Origin of the sequence: Catellatospora sp. NPDC049111, from assembly GCF_040648615.1 — a bacterium.
GTDB lineage: Bacteria > Actinomycetota > Actinomycetes > Mycobacteriales > Micromonosporaceae > Catellatospora > Catellatospora aurea.
Genome location: NZ_JBEZEB010000020.1, coordinates 114239 through 140895 on the forward strand (window position 1 = coordinate 114239; position 26657 = coordinate 140895).

Here is a 26657-nt window from a genome sequence, read left to right on the forward strand (position 1 = left end):
GGGTCGCACCGTCAGCCGTGGTCGGCGTGGCGAACAGGGCGCAGCAAGCGGTCCGTCCAGCTCGCCTCCACGAAGGCGATCGCGGCCGTACGGCTGTCAGGGCCGAAGACCGCCGTCCAGCCCGCCGGGACGTCGACGGCCTCGGGCCAGAGGCTGTACTGCTCGACGTCGTTGCACAGCACCAGGAAGACGCCGTCCTCGGCGTCGAAGGGGTTGGACATGATCCGGCTTCTTTCGCTCGTGGTCGATGGCGGGTGGCGTGCGGTCAGCCGAGGTTCGCCGCAGAGGCGACCGCCGGCGTCTTCTCGGCACCGTCGGTCTCGAAGTCGACCTCGGCTTTGGCCCCGCCGCGCACGTACGTGTAGTCACGCACCTTGCGGTTGAGCACGACCGCCCCGCAGAGGACCATGAGGATCCCGCTCGCGGCCATGGTCCAGCGCACGCCGACGGCGTCCACGGCCATGGCGGCGACGGCCAAGCCGAACGGCCCCGGCAGCAGGGAGATCATCCAGTCGAGCGAGGAGACGCGGCCCTGTAGCGAGGTCGGCACCTGTTCCTGGATCAGCGCGAACCAGTTGATGTTGCCGTAGGAAACGCCGAACAGGTACGCGACCCCGGCGACGGTCGCGACGACGATGTTCGGCGAGACGGCGAGCAGGACAACGGCCAGTCCTGAGGCGCCGAAGCCGATCCAGACCGCGGGCACCCGCAGCCTCGGATCACGGGATTTCTTCAGCACCGCGGCGGCCACGCCGCCGATGCCGCTCACGGCCACGTTGATGCCGTAGGCCACCGGGCTGGCGTGCAGCACGTCGCGCAGCAGCAGCGGCGCGAGCAGGGCCAGCGGGATGAAGCCGACGAAGCTCGCCACGCCGACGGCCATCATGTTCCACCACAGCCACGGCCGGTACCGGCTGTAGGCGAGCCCGATGCTGATCTCCTCGCGCACGGACGTGGCGCCGTCGGTCTCGCCGCCCGCTTCGGGCGCGGTGCGTTTCACGCCGCGCATGGCGAGCAGGCCGACGGCGCCGATCAGGAAGCTGAGCGCGTCGAGCCCGAAGGCCCAGGCAGGTCCGATCGCCACGACGATGATGCCGCCGAGCACCGGTCCGGCCACGAACAGCGTCGCCGTCCGGCCGAGGGTGACCAGGGAGTTACCGGCGACCATCAGGTTCGCGGGCAGCAAATCCCGCATGATCGCGGTGGACGCCGGCAGGAAGAACGCGTCGGCCAGGCCGAAGACGAACGCCACGCCGACCAGCGCCCACACGTGGGCCTGCCCGACGGCGTTCATCACCGACACCAGCCCGATCGCCAGGCCACAGATCACATTGGTCGTGATCATCACGACGCGGCGGGAGAGCCGGTCCACGAACGCTCCGCCGATCAGCATGAACACGACGGTGACGAGGGTGTCCGCGCCGACCGCCATGGCGACGACGAGCGGGTCGTCGGTGAGTCTGAGCACCTCCAGCGGCAGCGCGACGAGGAACACCCCGTTGCCGAGGAACGAGATCGTCTGCGCGAACAGGAAGAGCGAGAAGTTGCGGTGCCGCAACGCGAGGTGCGCATCCTTGTCGATCATGGGAGGTCCTTTCGATTCCGCGACAGAGGGCTAGAGCTGGCGCCACGAGGCGCCGGGATCCGCGACAGCGCCGTCGAGGATGCGGCGGTACGCATCAGTCCAGCGCGCGATGGTGGACTCGTCGAATTCGTCCCGGTTGTACAGAATCCCGCCGCCGAACCGGCCCGAGGGAAGGACCTCCAGGTTCCAGGACGAGCCGAACGGCATGTCACCGGTCTCATCGGGCTCCAGCACGCGCTCGCGGATCTCCACCGCGCCGTCGCCGATCGGGTAGGTCTCGGCAGCCGAGGGCGCCTGGTGGAAGATGAAGTTCATGAAGCAGTCGGACGGGTTCTGCTCCGGCCGCGTCAGATCGGGCGCCAGCTTGGTGATCTCACCCATCGGGATCTCGTAGCTGAACGCTCCGGCGACGGCCGCGCGGGTGCGCCCGAGGACGTCACGGAAGCTGGCGCAGTCGGCGATCTCGACCCGCATCGGCAGGAAGTCGATGAGCAGCCCGACGGTCTCCTGGAACGCGGCCTCGTTGCGGCCGGACGTCAGGACACGGAAGGACGCGTCGGTCACCCCGCGGATCTCGTACGCCAGCACGGCCATCGCGGCGAGCAGCAGCATGAACAGCGAGCAGCGCTCCCGCCTGGCCAGCGCGGCCATCGACGAGGTGAACTCCTCGTCGCACTCGAAAATGTGCTCCGAGTACGGCACCGTGTACCGCTCGGGCATCGGCCGGTCGGTCGGCAGGGTGAACATCTGCGCCCCGGCGAGCCGGTCGCTCCAGTACGCCCGGATCGCCGCACCCTCGGCGTTGTCCCACTCGCGGGTGCGTGCCCGCTGCCAGTGCGCGAATTCGCGCGCCTGCCTCACTTCGGGCAGCTGGGGCTCGCGGCCGGCGACCCGGGCCGCGTAGAACTCGGCGAGGTCGCGTATCCCCACCCCCACTGACCGGCCGTCCATGCCCAGGTGGTGGTGCACGAGGACGAACACCGAGTCCTGGTCGTCGAAGCGGTGCAGCTCCGCGCGGATGAGCGGCAGCTCGCGCGGATCGAGCCGGCCGACCTCGGCCTCGATGATCAGCTCCTCGGCCCGGATCTCCCGGCTGCGTCCGGTGAAGGGTTCGATGTCGGCCACCAGCAGCGGGACCGGGCAGGGCGGCAGCACCTGCTGGTATGGTGCGCCGTCCTCGTGCCCGAAGACCGAGCGCAGGATCTCGTGGCGGGCGACCAGGTCGTCGAGCGCGCCCCGCAGTGCCGCGGTGTCGACGTGTCCGCGTACGCGCCAGGCGTTGACGACGATGAAGCGGTCGGTCATGTGCCGCTCGTCGGAGCAGAACACCTCCTGCATGCTCGACAGGGGGAATCGCTCGTCGCTCGGCGCGCCGGGCGTGGCCGGGCGTTCGCTGGTCCTCATTCGACTGTCGATCATGATGATGGGCCTAGCTTCGTCAGCAGCCTGCCGACGGTCGGGTGGTCGAACAGGTCGATCAGCGTGACGACCGCGCCCAGTTCCGACTTGATCCGGGCGGCTATGAGCATCGCCTGCAGGGACTGCCCACCGAGGTCGAAGAAGTCGTCGTCGACGCCGACCGTCGGCACGCCCAGCACGTCGGCGAAGATGGCGCACAACCGATCCGCTCGGAGGTCGTGCACGGCATCGTCCATCTGATGATCGATCGGGGTAGTCATCGTCGACTCCTTCATATCTGCGAGCGAACGGGAAGGGGCAGAAGATCTGGATCAGCAGGCCGGCACGGCGGCGGCCCGCTGCACCGAGACTGGCACCGGGTCGCGTCCCGGTCTTCTTCAAAACAGTCCTGTCGCCTCCCGGAACCGTGCCGCGCAATATCGAAGACGTGAAGCACGCTCGGGGCTGCCACGTTTGTTGGATGGACGCACCCCTCCCCCATGGCGGTGAGCAGTGATCAACGAGGTTAAGACGGACCCCTTCGCGGTGGCGCGGCTCGGCCACGGCGGCGCGGATCCCGTCTTCGTCATCGACTTCCCGACCTACAGCGCCTCGCCGCGACTGAGCGAGATGCTGACCGGCCGCATCGGCGACCGCCCGCTCTACCAGGTCGATCCGCTACGCCCGATGGTCGACGGCCCCGCGTTCCTGTCCCTCGACGTCCTCGCCGGGCAGTACGCGGCGAGGATCGCGAACCTGCGCGGCCCGTCCGACCGTCTCACGGTGGTGGGGTATTGCAGCGCCGGCGACCTGGCGCTGCGCGTCGCCGGGCTGCTCCAACGCGTCGCCCCCCGCGGCGTCAAGGTCCTGCTGGTCCGGCCCGCGTCGCAGGACCGGGCGGCCGCGTTCGCGACGTTCCGCGAATACCTGCTCGGACTCGGCGAGACCGATCCGCCGACTCCTGCCGACTCCAGCAGCGCCGAGGACCTGGTCGAGTGGATGGGGGCGCAACTCGAGCAACAGCTCGCCAGACTCGCCACGCAACACGGCCTGACGAGCGCGGACGAGGCGTTCACCGAACTGCTCTCGCGCTACCGCGCGTGGCTCGCATTCGTCGTCGCCTGCGCCGACGCGCGACCGGCCCGGCTGTCGGCGGGGGTGGACGTGCTGAGCCTCGAAGCGACGTCGCCGGGTCCGGTGATCCGGATGGACCCGCCGCGCGGATACCGGATCTCGCGGTTCCCTCTGCTCGACGAGGACGACATCCTCGTCCCGGAACTCGCCGACCTGCTCGTCGGCCGCATCGCCGGCACAGCAGACATGGTTTCTTCAGAACTCTGACGGTCGCTTCCCGCCTGGGCACTGCCGTCCGGCACGGTCCTCGAACATCGATGACCGTGCGGCCCGCCGACTGGTTCACGTGCCCCATCCGGACTAGGTTGGTTAGGCCTGAGCCGAGCCTCGAACATCAGGCACTGTCGAAGAAGAAGGAGCGACTGTGCGCCACCTACCCACCGAGCCGCTGGCGGTCTCCGCGCTGCCAACCGCCACGAGCCGCGACGAGTACGAGGCCGCCCACGCCGCGTTGCTGGTCAAAGAGAAGGCGCACACCCGCGCGGGCGACGCGATCGCCGCAGAGCGCCGCCGGCAACCGATGGTCGAGATCCCCGGGTCCGTCACCGTGGTCGGCGCGAAGGGCGAGGTGCCTTTCCTGGACGCCTTCGAGGGGCGGCGGATGCTCGTCGGCTACTTCCACATGTGGCACGACGGCGAGCCGGCCGAAGGGCAGTGCATCGGCTGCACGTACTTCGCGTCCCAGGTGCAGGGCCCGCTGGCACACCTGCACGCCCGCGACGTGACGTTCGCCTACTTCTGCGAGGGCGCCTACGACGAGAGTCGGAAGTACGCGGACTTCATGGGCTACACAGCACCCTGGTACTCGGCTCGTGACGCCGGTGACGCGCTGCTGGCCGGGCGGGATTTCGGCTGGCTCGGCTGCTTCGTACGCGACGACCAGGACCGCGTCTACGAGACCTACTGGACGACCGACCGCGGCAATGAGGCGGGCTTCTGGTCCTACAGCCTGCTCGACCGGACGGTGTTCGGCCGGCAGGAGGCGTGGGAGGACTCCCCCGAGGGCTGGCCGAAGATCCCGGCCGGCCAGCACCAGTGGCGTGTCGACGGTCGTCCGCTGGCCCAGTGGGACGTCACCGACGAACCCGCCGCCTAGACGGGCGTGCCGGTGATGGTCATCTCCAACGGACCACGCCGATGACGAAGCCGACGCCCGGGCACGGTCAGGCATGTGTACGAGCACCAAACGCGCGTGCACCAGGTCCGTGCCCGGTAGCGGCCGCAGGTTCGCCGACGATCGTGCCAGAGAAACCGGCACCGGGGACGCACGTCCAACCAGCCCCGATGACGCTTCGCACGCCCGTTCGGCGAAGCCGGGTGGCCGTGCCGGAAACCGGGCGCGTCGGCGCGCTAGGGGCGGCGGATGGCACGCCCCGCGGCGGCGATGATCGTCGTGGCGAAGATCCAGCCGCTGAGCAGCAACGTCACCATCACCACCTTGTCGATTCCTGTCACGTCCCAGGCCTTCTCGTGGCCGAGGTCGACCAGTGGGATGAGCAGATCCAGGGTGTACAGGAACGGGTCCCAGTGCGGGTGTTGTCCAGGCTGGACCGGGCATGGTCCAGCTCGCCCGACACAGTCGGCGGCCGCCGCGAAGTAAGCGGTCCCGGCAGCCAGCAGCGCCGCGAAGATGACGGCGGCTCTGGCAGGTAGGTAGCCGTATCCGATGGTGAGGTCCTGGACACGGCCCCAGGCACGGCGCACCAAGCCCCCGGATCGGGATTCGCGGCGCAGCTTCTCCCGCAGCACACGCTGCGCCTCACGTTCCCGGCCGGCGGAGCGGAACACCGCGGCCAACTGCTCGTACGGTTGCGGCTGCCCGGACGGCGTCGCCCGTGCGAGCAGGTCGAGCCGGGCCGCCATCGGCACGTCCTGGCGCAGGCGGCGGTAGGTGAAGTCGGTCAGGTGAGGGCGGCCGGGGCCGTCCGGCCATGCTTGGGCGGTGTCGCACAGCACTTCGACCGTGGCATGGCCGAGGTGCACGTCGCCGGGCGGGGTGTGGCACATCAAGCCCAGCTGGAAACAGGTCAGGCCGTCAGCCTGCAAAGAGACGCCGCCGGTGGACCCGAACCTGGTCCGCTCCAGGTCGACGGTGTCTTCGACGCGGGCACCACGCAAGGTCACCTCACCGGTCAGGGCCGTGTCGGTGAGGTCGAAGTCCCCGGTCAGGACGAGGTTGTCGGCATCCACGCGACCGTCAACGCTGCCGTCGACGAAGTGCAGGCCTGCGGTGATACGCGCGTACCGGAGACGGAAATCGCCCGACAGCCGCGCGCCGGTCAGCTCCACGCCGCCGCCGACCGCGGCGCGGAACAGGTGAAGCGAGCCGTCGGGCCCGGGGTCGGTGACGCTCAGCCCGGCCAGGTGCAGACCACCGCGGATGTCGGCGCCCTGAAGGTCGACCGTGCCGGCGAGTTCGGTGTCCGCGCCGGCTGTCAGCGACCCGGACACGCGTATGCCGAAGCCGCCGAAAGCGACCTCGCCGGGGTTGGCGATCCGCGCGCCGCTCAGCTCGATCGGGCCGTTGACTTCGGCGTAGGGCAGATTCAGCAGTCCTTCGAGCCGGAACCCGTCGCGGGCGTAGACGCCGCCTGCGACCAGGCTGGGGGCGTGCAGGAACCCGTCCGGGCAGGTCGCGCCGTTGAGGATGACGGCGCCGTTGACGCGGGCCAGATTGAGGAACAACCCGCCGCGCCACACGACCCCGGCCGCGCCGAGGTCACCGCCGACGGTGATGTTCTCGGCGTCGATACCGACGTACTGGTCCGGAGTCCTGCCGTCGATGGCCGGTGGCCGACCGGGCAGATAGCCGGTCGGCGTGATCGTGCTGGCGGTGAGGTCGAGCTGGCCGCCGATGCGCGCGTCGCGCAGATACACACATCCGTTGACGCTCGACTGTGCGACGCTGAGCCCGTGCGTCGTGGTGAGACGGTCAGCGCGAAGTCCGGCCAGTTGGCAGCCGGTCAGCCGCACCGCGACCGCGGTCGCGCCGTCGAGGACGAGCGGTTCCTCGAAGACGCATCGGTCGAACGCCACGACCACCTCGAGTGCGCAGTCGCCGAGGTCCAGCGGACCATCGACGACGAGCCCGCGCAGACGCAGCGCGGGCTGCCGCCCCGGCTGCGGCGCGGGGCGTGTGAGCAGGAGATGTCTGACGGCCGCCGCGCGCACCGTGCCGGCCGAGCCATCCGCGGACGTGTACCACTCGCCCGTGCGGTAGGCGTCCCACATGGCACGCTCGGAGGCCCTCCAGCCGCCCGGTGCACGGTCGGGGTTCGGATGGAATCGAAGCCCTGTGCCGCCGCGCGCTGTCATACCCGGGCACAGTATCGACATCGGGCCACGCCAATCGGCCTCCCTGCTGCCGCCGTCCATCCATTCGAACCATCCGGCTGCCGCCCTGCGGTGGATGCGGATGTGTGGCGGCCAGTCCGGTGAGGCGACCGTAGGATGCCTGACGTGTCCGATCTTGCAGCACGGTTCGCCAAGCTCGCTTCCGAGCGCGACTGCCGAAGGAGCGCAGCGACCGCGCTCGTCAAGCGCTGGGATTGGTACACCTGGCCGGGCCTTGATCCTCGTCCGCTGCGCTTCGAACGGGACCTGCTCAAGGCCGGCCGCAGGCTGGACGCCCGGCCGCCGATCGGTCGGGATGTGCTGCGCATAGGGTTCGACGCCGAGGACCGGGCGGTGGTGACCGAGGAGTACAGCGGGTTCCTCGACGGACGTCTGTACTACGAGACCTTCGTCCGCTACGACGGCGACGTGGTCGAGGCGGCGCACTTCGATACCGACGAGCCCATCTACCTGCACGAGTACCGTTTCGTGGACGGGTTGATGCGCTCGGCTGACATGATCGCACGGCGCGGTTCAGGGCGGGAGGTGTACGCATACACCGAGGGGAGGATCAGCGGCGTCCAGATCGAACACGATGGCCGGGCGCGTTCGACGCTGACGGCCGAGCACGACGACCACGGCCTGGTCCGAGTCGTCGAGGTCATGGACCGCCGGTCCGAGGTGCGCTATGAGCGGCCGCCGGCTGGATTCGACCTCGACGCGGCTTGCCGCAGCATCGAGGACGCGTTACTCACGCTGATCCCGGACGCCGTGGCGCGTCTGACGATCGACGGCCCCGCGGCCTGTGTCGCGCTGGGCTACTTCCAGTCGAACGCGCTGTCCTTCGAGGTCTATGCGGCCACGCCGGACGAGCGCGCCGCCCTGGCGGCGATCGACGTCCTTGCCGCATGGGCGCCGGAAGACTTCGCGACCAGTACCCACGTCGACCTCGACGACGCGGCATCGGTACGGCTGCTACGGCAGGAACTCACCCTGCTCGACGCCGACGACCGCGACGCCGCCGCCGGATCCGAGATCGGCCGGCGGCTGATGTGCGCGGTGGCGGCCCGGCTCAACCTGCGCGACTGGTCAGACGTCCTACCGGTCACCGACGACTTCGTGGTCTACCCGGTCGACCTTGAACTGGTCGACCTGAAGCGGAACCTGGCCGACTGCCTGCCGCCTGACCGGCTCGCCCGGCTACGCGAGCGCGGCCTGCTGTGACCGACCCGACCAGTGCGTCCGCACATCGCTGGCGCGTGAACCATGATTGACGCGAACGATCCTCATGCCGCTTCGCGCCGACGCGACGCCGAGGTCGCACCGGTGCAGAACCAGTTGCGACATACGGGGGCAAACCAGGTCGAGTTGCTGTTGGCGTGAGCGAACCTGCCCCACGGTTGCGCGTATCGCAGTCAGGTGATCGAGCCGGCCGGCCGAACGAGGTCGTACCGGACGTCGGCGTGGTGCCGTCCGGCTGCCCCTTGCCGCGACGCCGGTGGGGACGGGACGGCAGACTGGTTTGATGATCGACGAGTCGCGAGTGTTGACCGAGCAGGCCGACCGATGGATCCTGCCATTTCGGGGCTTGACGGTCATACAGGTTCAGGTGGACTTCGCGTTCGGGCTCACCTTCAACGATCAGAGCACTGCCAGGATCAGCAGCACGGCGACGTTGGGATGGGTCAACATCGCCGCGCATCCGGACGAGGTCGAGCTGGAACCTGAACGTCAGGACGTGGCTGCCGGCCTTGCACTGTTCAACACGCAGGTGTTGTCGGCGGTCGCGTTCAAGTCCGGTGCGCTTCGCATCGTCTTCTCCACCGGCCGCAAGCTCACGGTCGACCCCGATCCGGATCATGAGGGCTGGACCGCGACCGGCCCTGATGGCATGCGTGTCGTCAGCCTGCCAGGCGGCGATCTCGCCGTGTGGACTTCGCAGCCATGATCCGATTGCCGCGAACGGTCGCGCCGGCGGCGGTCGAGGTGGACGCCGCCGTGGGTGGCAGCGCCGCAACCGGATTCGCCGGGCAGTCCGGATGCCGTGGCTGTGGCACCCATCATGCGGTCGACAAGATCAATGGCATCATGGGCCGATGAACGATGGTCTCGACGCCGTGATCGCCAAGGTGCTCGACTGGGAGCCCGGGGCCGACGAAGCCCTGATCGCCGCCGGGCCCACCGGAGCCAGACGCGTCTTCGACATCTACTACGGCAGGGCCAGGGCGAACCTGGTCACGAAAGCCACCGGCCGGGAGCTGGGCGACAATTGGTCGGCCGCCCTGCACATCGCCGCCTCGGTCGCGCCCGAGGAGTTCCTCGCCCAGCTGCCGAGCCGTGTCGGCACCACGGAGATCGTGATCCTCGGCGACATCGACGACCCCCGCGCCACGCGCATCCTCTGCGAGCATGCTCGGCACAAGGACTTCCTGCACCGCGTCAACTCCGTCAAGGCCCTGGCCAAGCACACCGGCCCGGCGAGCCGAGAGGCGGTCGAGCAGGCCCTCGCCGATGAGAACCTCGTGGTACGCAGCGCGGCGATCCGCTGTGTAGCCGACGCGGATCCCGGCCGAGGCACGACCTTGTACGAGGCTTTGATGGCAGAGCCGGGCCTCACCCCACTCCTGCGGCAGGAGGCGCGGTGGGCGTTGTCCTACCTGCGCGAAGGCAGGCCTATACCGCTCCACCCGTGGTGAGCCCGGCCGGGTTCAGCTCGGCGGACACGGCGAGGTCCCCATCGACCTTCGCGATGAACGAGTCGATCCGGTCGGCGCAGCCGTGCCGGCGGCCCCAGGCGCGCAGCGCCTCGAGGAAGCCGATCAGGTCCTGCCCCCCCATAAAAACAGGGCAGGTAGAGCGGAACGGGGACGGCGGGGCGCATGGTGATCATCGTGTTATTGGACGCGACGGAGGCGTAGCTCGCGAGCTGCTTCGGCCTCGGCGATTACTCGTTGCGTTCAGCTGCACTGTGGTGCGCGCCGGCTCTTCGATGGCGTCGTCGGATCCGGTGGCGGGTCGGCTGCCCGTGGTGGGGCGTGCCCGCACTGTACGGGTCTCGGCAGACGGGCTACGGGCTGATTGCAGGCCACCCGCTACCGGTCAGCCGCGAGCAGCGCCGTCTGGTCGGCCTCGGTCTCGTTGCCCAGCTGCCGGAAGAGCAGCACGGCGGCGTGGGCACTGGACCGCGCCTGCTCGGCGTCGCCGGCCAGACGATAGGCCTCCGCGAGGCCGGCGAGGGCCTTGGCCTCGGCGTAGGTGTTCTGCGCCTTGCGGTAGAGCTGTGCCGATGTGCTGAGGCGGTCCAGTGCCGCGGACGCGTCACCGTCGGCGAGATCGAGTCGGCCGAGCGCATTGAACGCCAGCGCCTGCCCGAACACGGAGCGGCTCGCTCTGCTCAGCTCCAGCCCGCGTTCGAGGACCGGCCGCGCCCGCGGGTGCCCGCTGCCGACATAGAGCGCGCCGAGGTGCCCGTGCAGGAAGGCCAGCTGCACCGGATCCCCGGACTCCTCGGCGATGTCGATCGCCGCCACCAGCGCCTGCTCGGCCTGGTCGGGCTCGTCCTGGTCGCGCCGGATGATGCCGATCAGGCCCAGTGCGACGCTCTGATCCCGGGAGCTGCCCAGGTCCCGCGCGATGGTCAGGGCCCGGGTGGCGTAGGTGAGCGCCTCGTCGTTGCGCCCCTCCTGCCGGCGCACGATGCCGAGTAGCTGCCAAACGTGCAGCTCGCCGAGGTGATAGTCCGCTGAGCGGCAAGCCTGGAGGCTCTCCTCCAGGCGCGCGACCGCCTCGGCGTGGTCGCCGCGCGTCCGGTGCACCGTCGCGCACAGGTAGAGTGCGTCGGCTTCGCCCTGGGTGTGGCGTACCTGTTGGAAGAGGTGCAGTGCGGCGGTGGCGAGTTCGAGCTTGCGCCCGATGTCGGAGCCGGGCTTGGAACTGTAGAGGTCCGCGAGGTCGCGCAGCATGACCGCCTCGCCGAGCTGGTCGCCGGCGGTGCGGCAGGCGGCGAGTGCGGTCTCGTGGGTCTGTTGGCCGTCGTCGTGGAGGTCGCGCAGCTCGTAGTAGCGGTGTGTCGCCGCGGCGAGTCCCCACGACAGGTCGGCCCGGCCGAGTCTGGCCGCCTGCGCCACGGCCGCGGCGATGGCCGCGCGTTCGGCCTCGAACCACGCCGCTGGGGAGCCGGCGGCGGCTTCGATCCCGTCGCCGCGGGCGGTGGTCGGGCGGGGCGGCCGGATGTCGGCCAAGGTCGCGGCCGCCAAGGCTGCGCCGGCGGTCTGGGCCAGTGTCAGCCAGCTGTCCAGCGCACGCTCTATCACCGCGAGCTGTGCTGCCGGTGGCTCCTGCCGGGCCGGCTCTCGTGCGAAGATCCGGACCAGGCAGTGGAGTCCGTAGCGCAGCTGGCCGACCTGGTCGACGCGGACCTCGTCGAGCAGGCGCCGGTCGACCAGGGCGCGCAGCACCTGGCGGTTCTCAGCCGTGCTGAGATCCGCGGCCGCGGCCACTGCCCAGGCCGGAAAATCGGCGGCGTCGAGCAGGGCCAGCCGGCACAGCGTCCGTTGCTCCACGGCGGACAGGCCCTGGTATCCGGCGGCGATGGTGGTGCGCACGTCGAGGTCGCCGATGCTGAGTTCGTCGAGCCTGTTTCGCTCGTCTTTGAGCTGCTGGACGAGCCATGACATCGACGTTCCGGGCGACGCTGTGACGCGGGCGGCGGCGATGCGTACGGCGAGCGGAAGGTGGCCGCACAGGGCGGTCAGAGCGCCGGCGGCGGCCGGTTCGGCGGTGACTCGCTCGGGGCCGGCTATCTGCTCCAGCAGGCTCAGTGCGCAGGCCGGGCTGAAGACTTCCAGGTCGACGAAGTGGCTGACGTCCAGTGCGGAGAGCCGTCTGCGGCTGACCACGACGGCGGCGCTGGGGCCGGCGCCGGGCAGCAGCGGCCGGACCTGCTGTTCGCCGGCGGCGTTGTCGAGCAGTATCAGCAGTCTGTTCCCGGCCAGTCGGCTACGCAGCAGGGCCGAGCGTTCGTCGGTGGTCTCCGGCATCTCCGATCCCTGGACGCCCAGGGCCCGCAGGAAGCGTCCGAGCACCTCGCCGGGTGCGGTCGGCTCCGCGGTGTCGCCGTGCAGGTCGGCGTAGAGCTGGCCGTCGGGGTAGGTGTCGCGCAGCAGGTGGGCCAGGCGCGTGGTGAGCGTCGTCTTGCCCACGCCGGCCCGGCCGGAGATCGCGACCAGGTGCATCGCCGTGCCCGGCCCTTGGTCGAGAACCTTCAGGCAGCCGGCGAGTTCGGCGTCCCGTCCGGTGAAGTCGCTGATGGAGGCCGGTGCCTGCCACGGCGCGTCGCGGGTCGCGCCAGGCTGCTTTCGGCCGGCGGCAACCTGAGCCGCCACCGGAACCGAGGCGGGCGGATCGTCGGCGCCGTCCTCGGCGAGGATGTCGCGATGGGCCTGCCGCAGAAGCGGTCCCGGTTCGATGCCGAACTCCTCGGCCAGCCTGCGCCGTGCATCTACATAGGAGTTGAGTGCCTCCGCCCGCCGCCCCTGGGCGTTGAGCGCCCGCATCCACAGAGCGATGATCCGTTCCCGTGCGGGATGCTCCTGCATGAGCTGGCGCAGCGGGCCGAGGAGCTCCTCGGCCCGCCCTGCGAGCAGGTCCGCCTCCATCCGCGCCTCGAGCGCGGCTAGGTGCAGCTCGTGCAGGCGGGACGCGTAGGCCACGATGAGCGGCGAGGTGGCCACGGCGGCGAAGGCCGGGCCGCGCCACAGGGTCAGGGCCGCGCCGAGCAGGCGGGCCGCCCGGTCGACGTCACCGGCTCGCAGCGCCCCCTGGCCGTCCACGGCGAGCTGCTCGAACCGGTACGCGTCCACAGACTCCCGGCCTGTCTGGAGGCAGTAGGCGTTGGACTCGGCGGTGAGCACTGCCGTGCCGTCCGGGCCGATGGCTCGTCGCAGCGACAGGACGTAGCCGCGCAGCAGCGACCGCGCCGAGGCCGGCGGACTGCCGCACCAGAGTTCGTCGATGAGGCGGGCGACGGGGACCGGCTCGCCGGCATGGATCATGAGGATGGCGAGCAGTGTTCGTGCCTTGCCCCCGGTGACCGCTTGCCACTCGTGCGTGCCGCGGATATCCAGCGAGCCGAGACACCGAAACCGCAGGGACAACCTTCGCACCAACCCTCGATTGATCAACCGACCTGAATTCTACCGGGCCAGAGCGGCCAATGTGGACTGACCATCGTCACATCTGGATCAGGTTTGTATGGCGCTTGTATGCGCGCTGGCTAGCCTGCGCGGATGGCATACCTATGGATCGCTCTCGCCGTCGTCACCACCATCTGCCTGCTCAATCTGCTTTTGATCTTCGGCATGATCCGCCGCCTGCGTGAGCACACCGCGCTGCTGTCCAAGATGCCGACCGGCCCCACGGCCACGGACCTGATCCTGCCGGCGGGCGCGCAGATCGGCTCCTTCTCAGCCGTCACCACCACTGGGGAAACGGTCTCCACCGCCTCGTTCGCCGACGGGACACTCGTCGGCTTCTTCTCGCCCGGCTGCGCGCCCTGCCGTGAGCGCCTGCCCGAGTTCGTCGCCTACGCCGGCGAGCTCGGCGGCCGGGACCGGGTCTTCGCCGTCGTCGTCGCCGATGTGGCCGCCGAGGCGACCGCCACCGTCGAGCAGCTGTCCGATGTGGCACGGGTGGTGCTGGAGCAGGACGAGGGACCGGTCGCGGCCGCCTTCGGCGTGAAGGGCTTCCCCGCGGTCGGCCTCGTCTCCGCCGACGGGACGATGGTGGCCAGCGGCTCCATGCTGTCCGGCCTGCCCCGGCCCGCCGCCGTATGACCACCGAGTTCACCGCGGCCGCCCCGCCCAGCCGCCGGGAGCTGCTGTCCGCGGGCAGGCTCGCGGCCGTCATCGCGCGCCGTGGGGCCGCCGCCGCCACCGCCTCGTACGCCGTCTGCACCCTCGCCGGGGCGGCGGTGCCGGTGGCCGCAGCCTGGCTCACCAAGATGCTTGTCGATTTGATCACCACCGGCGGCGCGCCGGCCACGGTCACGGCGGTCGCCTGCGGCCTCGCGGTCGCGGGCCTGGCCACCGCGGCGCTCCCCCAGCTGACCCAGTACCTGCGCACGCAGCTCGACCAGCGCGTCGCCCTGCTGGCCCAGGATGAGCTCTACCGCGCGGTGGAGCGCTTCAGCGGGCTGGCCTACTTCGAGAACCCCGCCTTCCTGGACCGGCTCCGGCTGGCACAGCAGGGCGCCGCCGCACCGGCTCAGGTGGTCGACGGCTCCCTCGGCGTGACCCGGGGCGTGCTGACGCTGCTCGGCTTCGTCGGCTCGCTCGCCGTGATCAGCCCGGTCATGACGCTGGCCGTCCTCGCGACGGCGGTGCCAACACTCCTACTGGAGCTGCAGTTGTCCCGGCGGCGGGCGGCGATGGTCTGGGACCTGGGCCCGACCGAGCGGCGCGAGTTCTTCTACCGCAACCTGCTCGGCAGCGTCGACGCCGCCAAGGAGATCCGGTTGTTCGGCACCGGCGGCTTCCTTCGCGGCCGGATGCTGGCCGAACTGCGGGAGGTGTTCGGGGCCAAGCGCCGGATGGACCGCCGCGAGCTGATCACCCAGGGCGGGCTCGCCGCGCTGAGCGCGATCGTCGCCGGGGCGGGCCTGGTCTGGGCCGCCCGGCAGGCGCAGGCCGGGGCGCTCACGGTCGGCGACGTCGCCATGTTCCTCGTCGTCGTGCCGGGCGTGCTGGGGGCGATGCAGCAGCTGATCGTGGCGGTGGCCCACACGCACCAGCAGGTCACCGTCTTCCACCACTACGCGATGGTCGTCAACGCCGCACCGGACCTGCCGCTGAGCACCGATCCTCGCGCACTGCCCGCGCTGCGGCGCGGCATCGAGCTGCGCGACGTGTGGTTCCGCTACAGCGACGAGCACCCGTGGGTGCTGCGCGGGGTGAACCTGTTCATTGCGCACGGCACGACGGTCGGGCTGGTCGGCCTCAACGGTGCCGGCAAGAGCACCCTGGTGAAGCTGGTCTGCCGCTTCTACGACCCCGACCGCGGCACCATCACCTGGGACGGCGTGGACCTGCGCGACGTGGAGATCACGCAGTTGCGCGCGAGCATCGGCGCGGTGTTCCAGGACTACATGAGCTATGACCTCACCGCCGCCGACAACATCGGGCTCGGCGACGTCGCGAGCATCGGCGACCGGCCGGTGCTGGTCGCCGCGGCGCAGCGGGCGGGCGTGCACGCCGCGGTCGAGGCGCTGCCCCGAGGATACGACACGATGCTGAGCCGGATGTTCTTCGGCGAGTCCGACCATGGCGACCCCGAGACCGGAGTCCGCTTCTCCGGCGGGCAGTGGCAGCGGCTGGCGCTGGCCCGCGCGTTCCTGCGGGACAAGCGGGACCTGATGATCCTCGACGAGCCGAGCGCGGGCCTCGACGCCCAGGCCGAGTTCGAGGTGCACCAGCGGCTGCGGGAGCACCGGGCGGAGCGGACGAGCCTGCTCATCTCCCACCGGCTCGGCTCGCTGCGCGAGGCCGACAGCATCGTCGTGCTCGCCGACGGGGTCGTCGCCGAGCAGGGCGACCATGTGACGCTGATGGCCGCCGACGGCGCCTACGCGCAGCTGTTCCAGTTGCAGGCCGCCGGCTACCAGCTGGAGGAGCCGGCGGGCCGCGGCGATTAGAACAAGAACTCGGCCGCCAGGCGGTGCTTCAGGTCGCCGTCGTCGCCCCGGCTGAGTTTGTCCAGCAGCACGGCGGCGAAGCGTTCACGGTCGGCGTCCCCGTACGACCGCGACAGGTCCCAGGCCGACCGCAGATCGGCCGCCATCTCGCTGCTCTGCCCGAGCCGCTGGTGCGCCGCGGCGCGCCACATCAGCGCCTGCCAGCTGTGGCGGTGTGCCACGGTGGCCCGGCACCGGGCGAGCGCATCGGTCAGCCTGCCCACGGCGCGCAGATCGCTGCCGCGCAGGCAGTCGGTGATGCCCATCGCGGCCAGAGTGGCCGCCTCGCCGGTGAGGTCCTGCTCGGCCCGGCGGACCGCCAGCGCCTGCTCGAACGAGGTCTCCGCCTCGGCGTAGCGGCCCAGGCGGCACAGGACCTCCCCGGCCTCGTGCAGCGCGTGGCTCGCCGCCGACCCCAGGCCGTGCCGTTCGTAGAGCGCCGCGCCGTCCTGGAGCCGGGCCAGTCCCGTCCCGAGGTCACCCGAGCGGACCAGCGTCCGACCCTGCGCCGTCAGGCACTCGGCGACGCCGCGCTCGTCGCCGAAGCGCCGCCGCAGATCGCCCGCCCGCTCCAGATAGGAGACGGCCTGGTCGAACGTGCCGCGGGCCCGGCAGACGGCGGCCTGGCACACCATCGCCTCCGCCTCGGCATGCCAGGCGCCATCACGCACGGCCACGGCCCGCGACAGCCGGGCCAGCTCGTCCAAATCGTCCCAGCTGTCGTCGGCCGCGAGGTACTCGTGCAGGCAGGCGAGCAACAGCGGCACGAAGCGGGCGACGGCGGCGGGCTCGTCGACCACCTGGCGCGCCAGCGTCAGCAGGTTGGCCCGCTCCTGATCCAGCCACACCTTCGCCGCTGGCGCGTCGGCGAGCTCCAGCCGTGGCACGGTCTCGAAGAACCCGTCGTCGCGGGCCGGCCGGAACGCCGGGTGTACCAGTTCCCAGGCCCGGCGCGCCGTGCAGAGATAGAAGCACAGCAGGCGGTGCAGAGCCTCGGGACGGCCCGCGACGGTGAGGTCCCGGGCGAACAGCCGGACCAGGTCGCCGATCCGGAACCGGCCGGGCCCGGTCTGCTCGACCAGGCGCTGCTCGATCAGCTGGTCGAAGGCCGGGGCCGCCTGCGCGGACGACAGGTCGCCCAGGGCCGCGACCGCGGTGAGCGTGAACTCGTCGATGCGGACCAGACCGAGCAGCCCGAGCAGGGTCGCGGCGTCGCCGCCGACGGCACGCAAGCTCAGCTCGACACTGGAGCGGACGGCCAGATCGCCGAAGGCGAGCGTATCGAGCCGGGTCCGCTCGTCGGACAGCTGCCGGACCAGTTCGCCGATGCTCCACAGCGGCCGGGCGGCCAGACGGGCACCGGCGATGCGCAGGGCGAGCGGCGACCGGTCGCAGAGCACCGTCAGGCGGGCGGTCTCCGCCGGTTCGGCGGCGATGCGCTCGGGTCCGCACACTGCCGCCAATAGCTGCGCCGCGGCCTGCTCGGTGAGGCGGTTCACCTCGATGTGGACGGCGCGGTCGATCGTGGCGAGCATCCGCCGACTGGTGATCATGACGACCGTGCCGCCCCCGCCGACGAGCAGCGGGCGGACCTGCTCCGCGCTGGTCGCGTTGTCCAGCAGGACGAGCATCTGGCGCTCCACCACGAAGGACCGGTAGCGCGCGGACGCCTCCGCCTCGCTCTGCGGCATCTGATCGGCCGGTACGCCGAGAGTCCGGATGATCCGACGCAGCACGTCCACGGGTGCCTGGGGCTGCGTGCCGGGTCCGCCCAGGTCCACGTAGATCTGGCCGCCGGGGAACGACGGCGCCAGCTGGTGGGCGACATGGACCGCGAGCGCCGACTTGCCGACGCCGCCGGTGCCGTGGAAGGCGATGGTCGGCACGTCCGCCAGCGCCTCCGTCGCCATCGCGATCTCTCGGTCCCGCCCCACGAGGCGCGCCACGTCCGAAGGGAGCTCCCGCGGGCGGATCTCCGTCCCGTCGGCGGCCCTCGACTCCGGCAGGAGCGCCGGGTCGCGGCTGAGCACAGCCTGGTAGAGGGCGGACAGCTCCGAACCGGGATCGACGCCGAGATCGCGGACGAGCGCGGAACGGGCCTGCTCATAGGCGTCCAGGGCACCCGCGATGTCGCCGGTGCGGTAGAGGCAGACGATGAGCTGCTGCCAGAACTGCTCCCGCAGCGGGTGCTCGTAAGTGAGCTGCCGCAGTTCCGGGATGAGCTGCGCGTTCTCGCCAAGCTGCTGCCGGGCCGCGACCAGCTCCTCGACGACGCTCAGCCGCTGCTGGTCCAGCCCGGCCAGGCGCGTCGCGAGCAGGCCGGACCGAAGGGTGTCCTCGCCCGCCGCACCCCTCCATCGCGCCAGCGCCTCCCGGAAGGCGCTGACCGCCTGCCGCAGTTCACCACGGCCCATCGCGGCCCGCCCGGCGGCCGCGCGCTGGGTGAAGACAGCGAGGTCGAGCTCATCGTCGGCGGCTGTCAGCAGATAGCCAGGCGGGCGACCGGCGAGCCGGCTGTCACCGTTGCCGTCGGTCAGCGTCAGGCGCAGCTGCGAGGCGTAGGTGCGGATGTTCGCGATGGCCGAGGTGGGCGGATCGCGTTCCCACAGGGCCGCGACGAGGCGGTTCACGGAGACGACCCGGTTGGCGTCGAGCAGCAGCGACGCGAGCAGCATCCGCTGCTTGACGGAGCCCGTGGCCACGGCGACCCCGTCGCGCCTGAGTTCCAGCGGGCCGAGCAGGCGGAACTCCCAACCCATTCACGCCTCCCGATCGATTTGCCGCTGTCGATACTAGGCGTGCGGTGGCGCGACAGGTTCGAGCCGCTTGACCACCAGACCCCACAGCTGCTCGTCGGTGAAGTAGCCGCAGGTCCGCGAGTCGAAGCTGAGCTCGGCGTTGTCGCCGACCGCGACGAACCGGCCCGGGGGCACCGCCTGGTCGGCGGTGTGGCGCAGCGCCTCCACCGTATCCCGCGGCACCTCGTCACCCGGGACGGCGACCACCCGCTTGATCAGCCAGTCGCCGGTCGCGCCGGCCCAGGCGTCGTCGGCGACGACGGCGGACTTCGCCACGCCCGGCACGGTCCAGGTGGCGCTGTCCGCCGGCGACGGGCGCGCCACCATGACCACGTCACCGTTGCGCACGCCATCAAGGGCAGTGCGGCGGACGAGCACGCGGTCGCCCGGGTGCAGCGCCGGGGTCATGCTCTGGCCGTGGACCGTCACCACGGTCAGCCGCCCGCGCATCCGCCGGATCACCAGCGCGACGCAGACGGTGACAATCAGCAATCCGGCACCGGCGATGGTCCACATCGACCCAGCATGCCGTCGCGACATACAAAACGGATACATGCCTGGATGCGTAGCGCGATCGGGCGGTTCATGTACGCCGCGGCGTTAGCGTCAGCCACCCGAAGAGAGGAGCTTCAATGATCAAGCTGATCGAGCGTATCAGCGACCGCATGACCGCCTTCGTCGTGCCGAAGGCCGACGCGGCAGCGGCGTGCCCGCCGTGCTACGTGACCGGCTGCTACTGCAGCGGGACACGGACGCAGGGTTACCGCTACTGCTACGCCTACGACGGGTACAACTGCTACAAGGTCTACAGCGGCTGCGCCAGCAACTACTACAACTGCAACTGACCGGGGTACGGCGTGGTGGCGGCGTGTCCTCCGCCCCACCACGCTGCCGGAGGCACGGCTCCTGGCTTTCGCGGCGAGCGGGCGGTCGGCCATGTCGGCACGAGTAGCGGAATCTAGATCTTTTCCGAAGTGTGCCGTTGCCGTACAGCCGCGGGCATGCTCGCCCGTCCGGCCGGGGTGGCCGTGGGCGCGAAGAGTCCCACCAGGTCATCGAACATGATCATGAGAGCCGCGAAGACTCCTGCGGCCAGCAGGGTGATCGCCACACCAGCGGGGTGTAGCCCGGTGACGACGTTCGCGGCCCCCACCGGCCCGGCCAGGACGGCTCCGGTGACCGCCAGCGCGGCAAGAACACCACTGCGCACAGCGTGCGGCCCGGCCAACGGCTTCGTCGACGAGCCGAAGCAGCGACAGGACGTGCGCACGCCCCGCCGCACCGCCAGCACGATGGCGGCACTGAAGGCGAGCAGGAGCACGGCGGCAACGGCCAGTCCCGCCGTCGGCACCGAGAACAACAGCGGCACGATCGCCACTTCAGCGACGACCACGGTCAGTGCGACAGGAGCCGCCGGTGGCCAGGGTCGTGGCAGCAGCTCGCGCGTCGAGGCGACGAAGGCTGCGTACGAGGCGCGACTGCGAAGCTTGCTGATCGCGGAGACCGCGAACACCACACCGAGACACACGACGCATCCGAGCAGGACGTATCGCACCGTCATACCTCCAAGCCGTGACAGGACCCGAGTCGCCTGAGGTCCTAAATAGATTGTCCAGCTAGGCCACCATTGGCTCACGCGCGTTATCGAAACGTTATGAAATTGACCAGAAACAATCTGACCACAACTTCGGTGGTGGCGCTAATTTGTTGGGGGCGTCAACTTTCACCACTCCACTGGTCTTCGGCGAGCCGCGGCGGGCTCTGAAGTCCCGTCAGGCATTGGAGACTCTTCGTGTCCGCACAACGTCGCAGCCGCACCCATCCGAATGTCAGAGCCCGATCTCTTCTCGGTTCGGCGCTCGCGCTCGCCATGACCGTGACCGCGCTTGCCGTCGGGCAGTCGCCCGCACAGGCCGCGCCGTCCACCACCCGTCAAGCCAACGCGGCGCCTGCTCCGTTCTCGGTGCTGGTCTTCTCGAAGACCGCCGGGTTCCGGCATGATTCCATTCCCGCCGGTATCGCAGCGATCCAGCAGCTCGGCGTCGACAGCGGGTTCACGGTCGCCGCGACGGAGGACGCCGGCGCGTTCACCGACGCCAACCTCGCGCAGTACGCGGCGGTGATCTGGCTGTCGACCACCGGTGATGTGCTCGACACCGCCCAGCAGGGGGCGTTCGAGCGCTACATCCAAGCCGGTGGCGGTTTCGCCGGCGTGCATTCCGCATCGGACACCGAGTACGGCTGGGCGTGGTACGGCAACCTGGTCGGCGCCTACTTCTCGGCGCACCCGAACAACCAGCAGGCGACCATCAAGGTCGAGGACCCGGCCCACCCGTCCACGGCTTCACTGCCGGCGCAATGGTCGCGGGTCGACGAGTGGTACAACTACCAGACGAACCCGCGCAGCAAGGTGCATGTGCTGGCCAGTCTGGACGAGCGGTCCTACTCGCCGGGCACCGGCGCGATGGGCGCCGACCACCCGATCGCGTGGTGCCAGGACTATGACGGCGGCCGGTCCTGGTACACCGGCATCGGTCACACCATCGCGTCGTACACCGAGCCTTCATTCCTCGCCCACCTGCTCGGCGGCATCCAGACGGCGGCCGGCGCGCTCGACTCCGACTGCAGCGCGTCGCTGAGCAGCGGATACGAGAAGGTGACGCTGGACAGCAACACGCAGAACCCGATGGAGCTGGACATCGCGCCCGACGGCCGGGTCTTCTACATCGAGCGCGACGGCCGGGTGCAGATCATCAAGCCCGCCACCGGCACCACGGTGACCGCGGTCGACCTGGATGTCTTCACCGGCAACGAGGACGGCCTGATCGGGATCCGGCTGGACCCGGACTTCGCCACCACCAACTGGGTCTACCTGTACTGGGCGCCCAACGACGGCGTGACACGCAACCGGATCTCCCGCTTCACGGTCAGCGGCGACAGCATCGACCTGGCCAGCGAGAAGGTCGTGCTGGAAGTGACGACGCAGCGCACCACCTGCTGCCACGCCGGCGGTTCGATGGTGTTCGACAGCGCCGGCAACCTGTACCTGGCCACGGGCGACAACACCAACCCGTTCGAGTCCGACTCGTTCACCCCGATCGACGAGCGGGCCGGGCGCCAGAACTACGACGCCCAGCGCACCGCCGGCAACACCAACGACCTGCGCGGCAAGGTGCTGCGCATCCACCCGGAGGCCGACGGCACGTACACCATCCCGAGCGGGAACCTCTTCCCGCAGGGCACGGCGATGACCCGGCCGGAGATCTTCGCGATGGGCTTCCGCAACCCGTTCCGGATCGGCATCGACGCGAAGACGAACACTCTGTACGTGGCCGACTACGGCCCGGACGCGAGCGCGGCGAACCCCAACCGCGGCCCGGAAGGCACAGTCGAATGGAACATCGTCCAGCCCGGCAACTACGGCTGGCCGTACTGCCACGGCGCTAACTACGCCTACAACGACTACACCTTCCCCAGCGGTCCGTCCGGCGCGAAGTTCGACTGCGCGGCACCGGTCAACAACTCGCCCAACAACACGGGCCTGACCAACCTCCCGCCCGCGGTCAGCGCCACCGTCGACTACGACTACAGCGGCAACGCGCTGTTCCCGGAGCTCGGCGGCGGCGGCGCGCCGATGGCCGGGCCGGTCTACCGCTACGACCCCGACCTCGTCTCCGAGCGCAAGTGGCCGGCGTACTACGACGGCAAGGCGATGTTCGGCGAGTGGAACCAGAACAAGATGTACGCGTTCCAGGTCGCCGCCGACGGAAAGTCCCTGGTCGACATCAACACCATGCTCAGCAGCATGACCTTCCTGCGGCCGATGGACTTCGAGTTCGGCCCGGACGGCGCGCTCTACCTGATCGAGTGGGGTACCGGATTCGGCGGCAACAACGGCGACTCCGGGATCTACCGCATCGACTACATAGCGGGCGAGCGGGCCCCGATCGCGGTGGCGACCGGCACGCCGGACTCCGGACCGGCACCGCTTTCGGTGCAGTTCTCCAGCGCCGGGTCGCGTGACCCGAACGGCGGGGCGCTGAGCTACGCGTGGACGTTCGGTGACGGTGCCACCTCCACCGCGGCCAACCCGTCGCACACCTACCCGGCCGCCGGCAACTACACGGCGCAGCTGACGGTCACCAACACCGCCAACCGGACGGCTGTCGCGAACGTGACGGTCACGGTCGGCAACACCGCGCCCACCGTCACGATCTCGTTCCCGCCGGACGGCGGTTTCTTCGAGTGGGGTGACCAGGTCAAGTACACCGTCGCGGTGACCGACCCGGAGGACGGGACGATCGACTGCTCGCGGGTGAGGCTGCAGTACTACCTGGGTCACGACCAGCACGCCCACCCCCTGCAGTCGTACACCGGGTGCACCGGCACCGTGCAGACGTCGCTGGCCTCCGGTCACGGCGCCGACGCCAACGTGTTCGCCGTGTTCGAGGCCACCTACACCGATGCCGGCGGAGTCGGCGGCGCCAACGCGTTGACCGGCAGGGCGATCGAACAGCTGCAGCCCAAGCGCAAGCAGGCCGAGTACTTCACCGCCACCGGACGGGCTCCGGACGGCGTCGGCGGCGGCGACCCGGGCGTGCAACTGGAGACGACGACCGACACCGCCGGCGGCTTCCAGAACATCGGCTTCATCGAGGACGGCGACTTCTGGTCACACGCCCCGGTGAACCTGACCGGCATCGACGCGCTGCGGTTCCGGGTGGCGTCGAACACCGCCGGTGGACGCATCGACGTACGGGCCGGCGCCGCGGACGGGCCGGTACTGGCCACCGCGACAGTGCCGGGCACCGGCGGCTGGCAGACCTTCACCGATGTCACCGCGACGCTGAGCGGCCCGAGCACGGTGACCGGGCCGCTGTTCCTGGTGGCGAAGAACCCGGCAGGCGACACCGGCACGGGTTCGTTGTTCAACGTCAACTGGGTCGACTTCCTGGGACGCGGCGTGACCGACAACGCGCCGCCGGTGGTCACCGCTTCGGCGACGCCCACCACCGGCACCGCGCCGGTGCTGGTCACCTTCACCGGCTCGGCGACCGACGCCGAGGGCGACAACCCGCTGACCTACCTGTGGGAGTTCGGAGACGGCGCCACAGCCGGCACCGCCAACGCCACGCACACCTACGCCACCCCGGGCACGTTCACGGCGACGCTGACCGTGTCCGATGCGCGCGGCGCGAAGTCGTACGCCAATGTGGTCGTCAGGGTCGAAGCGCCGAACAACGCCTGCCTCGGCGCCCGGTCGGACAACTTCGACGGCACGGCGCTGGACAAGGGCCGCTGGTCGACGGTGGTCCGGGAGAACCAGCTCTACTCGGTGGCCGGTGGCACGTTGCGGTTGCCCACCGCGGTCGGCGACCTCTACGGCGCCCGCAACGACGCGACCAACCTGATCCTGCAGCCGGCGCCGGACGGCGCCTGGCAGGCGACCACCAAGGTCTCCGTCGCCGTGGCGGCCGACTACCAGCAGGCCGGCCTGATCGTGTACGGCGACGACGAGAACTACGCAAAGCTCGACCTGCTGTACGGAGGCAACAGGAAGTTCGAGTTCATCCGGGAGACCGCCGGCACGCCGCGCAACGGCAGCGCCGACGCGGTCAACGCCCCGGCAGAGCTCGGCAACACGGCCTACCTGCGGTTGATCAGTGACGGCGTGAACCTGACGGCGGCCTGGTCAGCTGACGGCGTGACGTTCGCGCCGGTCGGGCAGTCGGCCGCGCTGGCCGGCATCGTCAACCCGAAGGTCGGCATGTTCGCCCTCAACGGCGGCACCACCGCGCCGGTCGTCGACGCGGCCTTCGACTGGTTCCAGCTCACCCCGGACGCTCCGGCCGGGCCGATCGACCCGTCCGACGAGTTCGCCGGGTCGACCCTGGACCGCTGCAAGTGGAACGCGGTAGTCCGCGAGGACGCCGGCAAGTACCGGGTCACCGGCGGCAAGCTGGAGATCGATGTGCCCAACGGGGACATCTACACGGCAAGCAACACCGGGCCCACCAACTTCATCCTGCAGAACGCGCCGTCCGGTGACTGGACGCTGGAGACGAAGGTCGACGGCAGCCGGCTCAACGAGCAGTACCAGCAGGCAGGCCTGCTGGTCTACCTCGACGACGACAACTACCTGAAGCTGGACTACATCGTCGACAACACGGCCGGCTCGCCGGTCAGCCGGCGGATCGAGTTCCGCAGCGAGATCGCGAGCGTGGTGCAGAACCCGCAACCCGGAATCACCAACCTCACCGACGCGGTATGGCACCTGCGACTCGCTCGGGTGGGCAGCGTCTACACGGCTTCCTACTCGGCCGACGGCACCACCTGGACGGCGCTGGAGCCGCTGACCAATACGGCCGTGGGTGACACTCCCAAGGTCGGGCTGTTCACGCTCGGCGCCAACCAGGCGGCGTCGAAGCCGGCAAGCTTCGACTACTTCCGGTTGACCACTCCGGGCACCGGCGACACCACGGCGCCGGTCACCACGGCAGCGGTGACCGGCGCGGCCACCGCCGGCTGGTACACCGAGTCGCCGACGGTCACCCTGACCGCCGCCGATGAAGCAGCCGGCAGCGGCGTCGCGAGCACCCAGTACCAGCTCGACGACGCCACGACGTGGACCGCCTACACCGCGCCGGTGCTGATCAGCGGAACAGGAACGCACCAGCTGCGCTACCGCTCGACCGACACCGCGGGCAACGTCGAGCAGGCCAAGACCGTCGAGGTGAAGGTCGACGCCACGGCGCCGATCACCACGGCGACGTTCGCACCGGCCAACGACGACGGCTGGCACGCCGGGCAGGTGCCGGTGGTGCTCGCCGCCACCGACGCCGGTGCCGGCGTCGCCAAGCTGGAGTGGTCACTGGACGGCGGGCCGTGGACGCCCTACACCGAGCCGGTCGACATCGCCGGCGACGGGCAGCACGAGTTGCTCTACCGGGCCACCGACGGGGCCGGCAACGTGGAGACGCTGAAGTCCGCCATCCTGAAGGTCGACGGCAACCAGCCGACCGTCATCGTGGCAGGGTTGGCCGACGGCCAGCTCTACGGCGACAGCCAGGACATCCGGGTCACCTTCCAGGCCGTAGATCCGACCTCCGGCATCGCGTCGGTCGTCGGGACGCTCAACGGCGCGCCGTACACGACCGGCACGCTGCAGGCCATGTACGAACTGCGGCTCGGCCTGCACGAATTGACGGTCACCGCCACCGACAAGGCCGGCAACAAGACGGTCTCGACAGTGCGGTTCTACGTGACGACCTCGTTCCGGGACATGCAGAACCTGCTGGACCGGTTCAAGGCGACCAGCCGGCTGTCGGCCAACGCGCACAAGAAGTTGACGGCCAAGCTGACAGCGGCTCGCCAGTCCGAGGCGAACGGCAACGACGCCAAGGCCATCAACCAGCTCAAGGAGTTCCGCGCGCTCGCGTTGAACACCTCGCTGGTGCCCGAGGCCGAAATCCGGGCGGTGCTCGTCCGCGACACCGATGCCATGATCATCAGGCTGGGCGGCACACCACCGACCAACGCCGGGGTCAAGGCCAACAGCGGCACGTCACTGGCCGGCGTCGGCCGGCTGGACGGTGACGCCGTCCGCATCGGCAAGAACGGCCGCCTGAGGTAGACAAGCACCATCTGGTACGAGGTCGCGCCGCCACGGAGTTCGTGGCGG

General features: G+C 70.2%; 19 protein-coding genes. 9 read left to right on the plus strand and 10 right to left on the minus strand.

Features of this window, described 5'->3' with window-relative positions; genetic code table 11:
- Positions 1-11: 11 nt before the first annotated feature.
- From AB0B66_RS25300 to AB0B66_RS25315, 4 genes are read right to left on the minus strand one after another with little or no spacing between them, the layout of a single operon-like run.
- Positions 12-221, minus strand: coding sequence for an MbtH family protein (locus AB0B66_RS25300; protein ID WP_360534469.1), 210 nt, complete (start codon positions 219-221; stop codon positions 12-14).
- A gap of 44 nt (positions 222-265) precedes the next feature.
- A complete protein-coding gene (locus AB0B66_RS25305) occupies positions 266-1585 on the minus strand; it encodes an MFS transporter (protein ID WP_360534471.1) in 1320 nt (439 codons plus the stop codon).
- A 30-nt stretch (positions 1586-1615) separates the two neighbouring features.
- Entirely contained in the window at positions 1616-2989 is a 1374-nt protein-coding gene (locus tag AB0B66_RS25310; protein ID WP_360534473.1) for a condensation domain-containing protein, read from the minus strand.
- A gap of 11 nt (positions 2990-3000) precedes the next feature.
- Positions 3001-3264 carry a phosphopantetheine-binding protein gene (locus AB0B66_RS25315; RefSeq protein WP_360534475.1) on the minus strand — a complete coding sequence of 88 codons (264 nt, stop codon included), beginning with the start codon at positions 3262-3264 and terminating at the stop codon, positions 3001-3003.
- 232 nt (positions 3265-3496) lie between these two features.
- Here AB0B66_RS25315 and AB0B66_RS25320 point away from each other — a divergent pair, with 232 nt between their 5' ends.
- Together AB0B66_RS25320 and AB0B66_RS25325 are read left to right on the plus strand one after the other, a co-directional pair.
- On the plus strand, positions 3497-4324 hold the full coding sequence (locus tag AB0B66_RS25320) for a hypothetical protein (protein WP_360534477.1): 828 nt from the start codon (positions 3497-3499) through the stop codon (positions 4322-4324).
- A gap of 157 nt (positions 4325-4481) precedes the next feature.
- A complete protein-coding gene (locus AB0B66_RS25325; protein WP_360534479.1) occupies positions 4482-5213 on the plus strand; it encodes a DUF899 family protein in 732 nt (243 codons plus the stop codon).
- Between the two features lie 254 nt (positions 5214-5467).
- On the opposite strand, the gene AB0B66_RS25330 is transcribed toward AB0B66_RS25325, so the two are convergent.
- Positions 5468-7348 (minus strand): hypothetical protein, encoded by a 1881-nt coding sequence (locus AB0B66_RS25330; RefSeq protein WP_360534481.1) that lies wholly within the window; start codon positions 7346-7348, stop codon positions 5468-5470.
- Between the two features lie 228 nt (positions 7349-7576).
- Here AB0B66_RS25330 and AB0B66_RS25335 point away from each other — a divergent pair, with 228 nt between their 5' ends.
- The 3 genes from AB0B66_RS25335 (at position 7577) to AB0B66_RS25345 (ending at position 10146) form a co-directional block, all read left to right on the plus strand.
- Positions 7577-8674: a hypothetical protein gene (locus AB0B66_RS25335; protein ID WP_360534483.1), complete on the plus strand. Its 1098-nt coding sequence runs from the start codon at positions 7577-7579 to the stop codon at positions 8672-8674.
- Positions 8675-8975: 301 nt separating this feature from the next.
- Positions 8976-9398: a DUF6188 family protein gene (locus tag AB0B66_RS25340; RefSeq protein ID WP_360534485.1), complete on the plus strand. Its 423-nt coding sequence runs from the start codon at positions 8976-8978 to the stop codon at positions 9396-9398.
- Positions 9399-9546: 148 nt separating this feature from the next.
- On the plus strand, positions 9547-10146 hold the full coding sequence (locus AB0B66_RS25345; RefSeq protein WP_360534487.1) for a HEAT repeat domain-containing protein: 600 nt from the start codon (positions 9547-9549) through the stop codon (positions 10144-10146).
- On the opposite strand, the gene AB0B66_RS25350 is transcribed toward AB0B66_RS25345, so the two are convergent.
- Together AB0B66_RS25350 and AB0B66_RS25355 are read right to left on the minus strand one after the other, a co-directional pair.
- On the minus strand, positions 10124-10288 hold the full coding sequence (locus AB0B66_RS25350; protein ID WP_360534489.1) for a hypothetical protein: 165 nt from the start codon (positions 10286-10288) through the stop codon (positions 10124-10126). The genes AB0B66_RS25345 and AB0B66_RS25350 overlap by 23 nt on opposite strands.
- 254 nt (positions 10289-10542) lie before the next feature.
- Positions 10543-13605: a BTAD domain-containing putative transcriptional regulator gene (locus AB0B66_RS25355; RefSeq protein ID WP_360534491.1), complete on the minus strand. Its 3063-nt coding sequence runs from the start codon at positions 13603-13605 to the stop codon at positions 10543-10545.
- 132 nt (positions 13606-13737) lie between these two features.
- Between AB0B66_RS25355 and AB0B66_RS25360 the strand changes: the two genes are divergently transcribed.
- Positions 13738-14283, plus strand: coding sequence for a redoxin domain-containing protein (locus AB0B66_RS25360; protein WP_360534493.1), 546 nt, complete (start codon positions 13738-13740; stop codon positions 14281-14283).
- Positions 14280-16139, plus strand: coding sequence for an ABC transporter ATP-binding protein (locus AB0B66_RS25365; protein WP_360534496.1), 1860 nt, complete (start codon positions 14280-14282; stop codon positions 16137-16139). The genes AB0B66_RS25360 and AB0B66_RS25365 overlap by 4 nt, the downstream gene beginning before the upstream one ends.
- Here the strand turns inward: AB0B66_RS25365 and AB0B66_RS25370 are convergent.
- Positions 16136-18937, minus strand: coding sequence for a BTAD domain-containing putative transcriptional regulator (locus AB0B66_RS25370; RefSeq protein WP_360534498.1), 2802 nt, complete (start codon positions 18935-18937; stop codon positions 16136-16138). The two genes, AB0B66_RS25365 and AB0B66_RS25370, sit on opposite strands and share 4 nt — an antisense overlap.
- Positions 18938-18970: 33 nt before the next feature.
- Positions 18971-19492: a S26 family signal peptidase gene (locus tag AB0B66_RS25375; protein WP_360534500.1), complete on the minus strand. Its 522-nt coding sequence runs from the start codon at positions 19490-19492 to the stop codon at positions 18971-18973.
- A gap of 116 nt (positions 19493-19608) precedes the next feature.
- On the opposite strand from AB0B66_RS25375, the gene AB0B66_RS25380 reads away from it, so the two are divergent.
- Positions 19609-19821, plus strand: a complete 213-nt coding sequence (locus AB0B66_RS25380; protein ID WP_360534502.1) for a hypothetical protein — start codon at positions 19609-19611, stop codon at positions 19819-19821.
- 113 nt (positions 19822-19934) lie between these two features.
- On the opposite strand, the gene AB0B66_RS25385 is transcribed toward AB0B66_RS25380, so the two are convergent.
- A complete protein-coding gene (locus AB0B66_RS25385; protein WP_360534504.1) occupies positions 19935-20531 on the minus strand; it encodes a MauE/DoxX family redox-associated membrane protein in 597 nt (198 codons plus the stop codon).
- A 237-nt stretch (positions 20532-20768) separates the two neighbouring features.
- Between AB0B66_RS25385 and AB0B66_RS25390 the strand changes: the two genes are divergently transcribed.
- The gene (locus AB0B66_RS25390; RefSeq protein WP_360534506.1) at positions 20769-26609 is read left to right on the plus strand and encodes a ThuA domain-containing protein; all 5841 of its coding nucleotides are present in this window, start codon (positions 20769-20771) and stop codon (positions 26607-26609) included.
- Positions 26610-26657 lie beyond the last annotated feature (48 nt).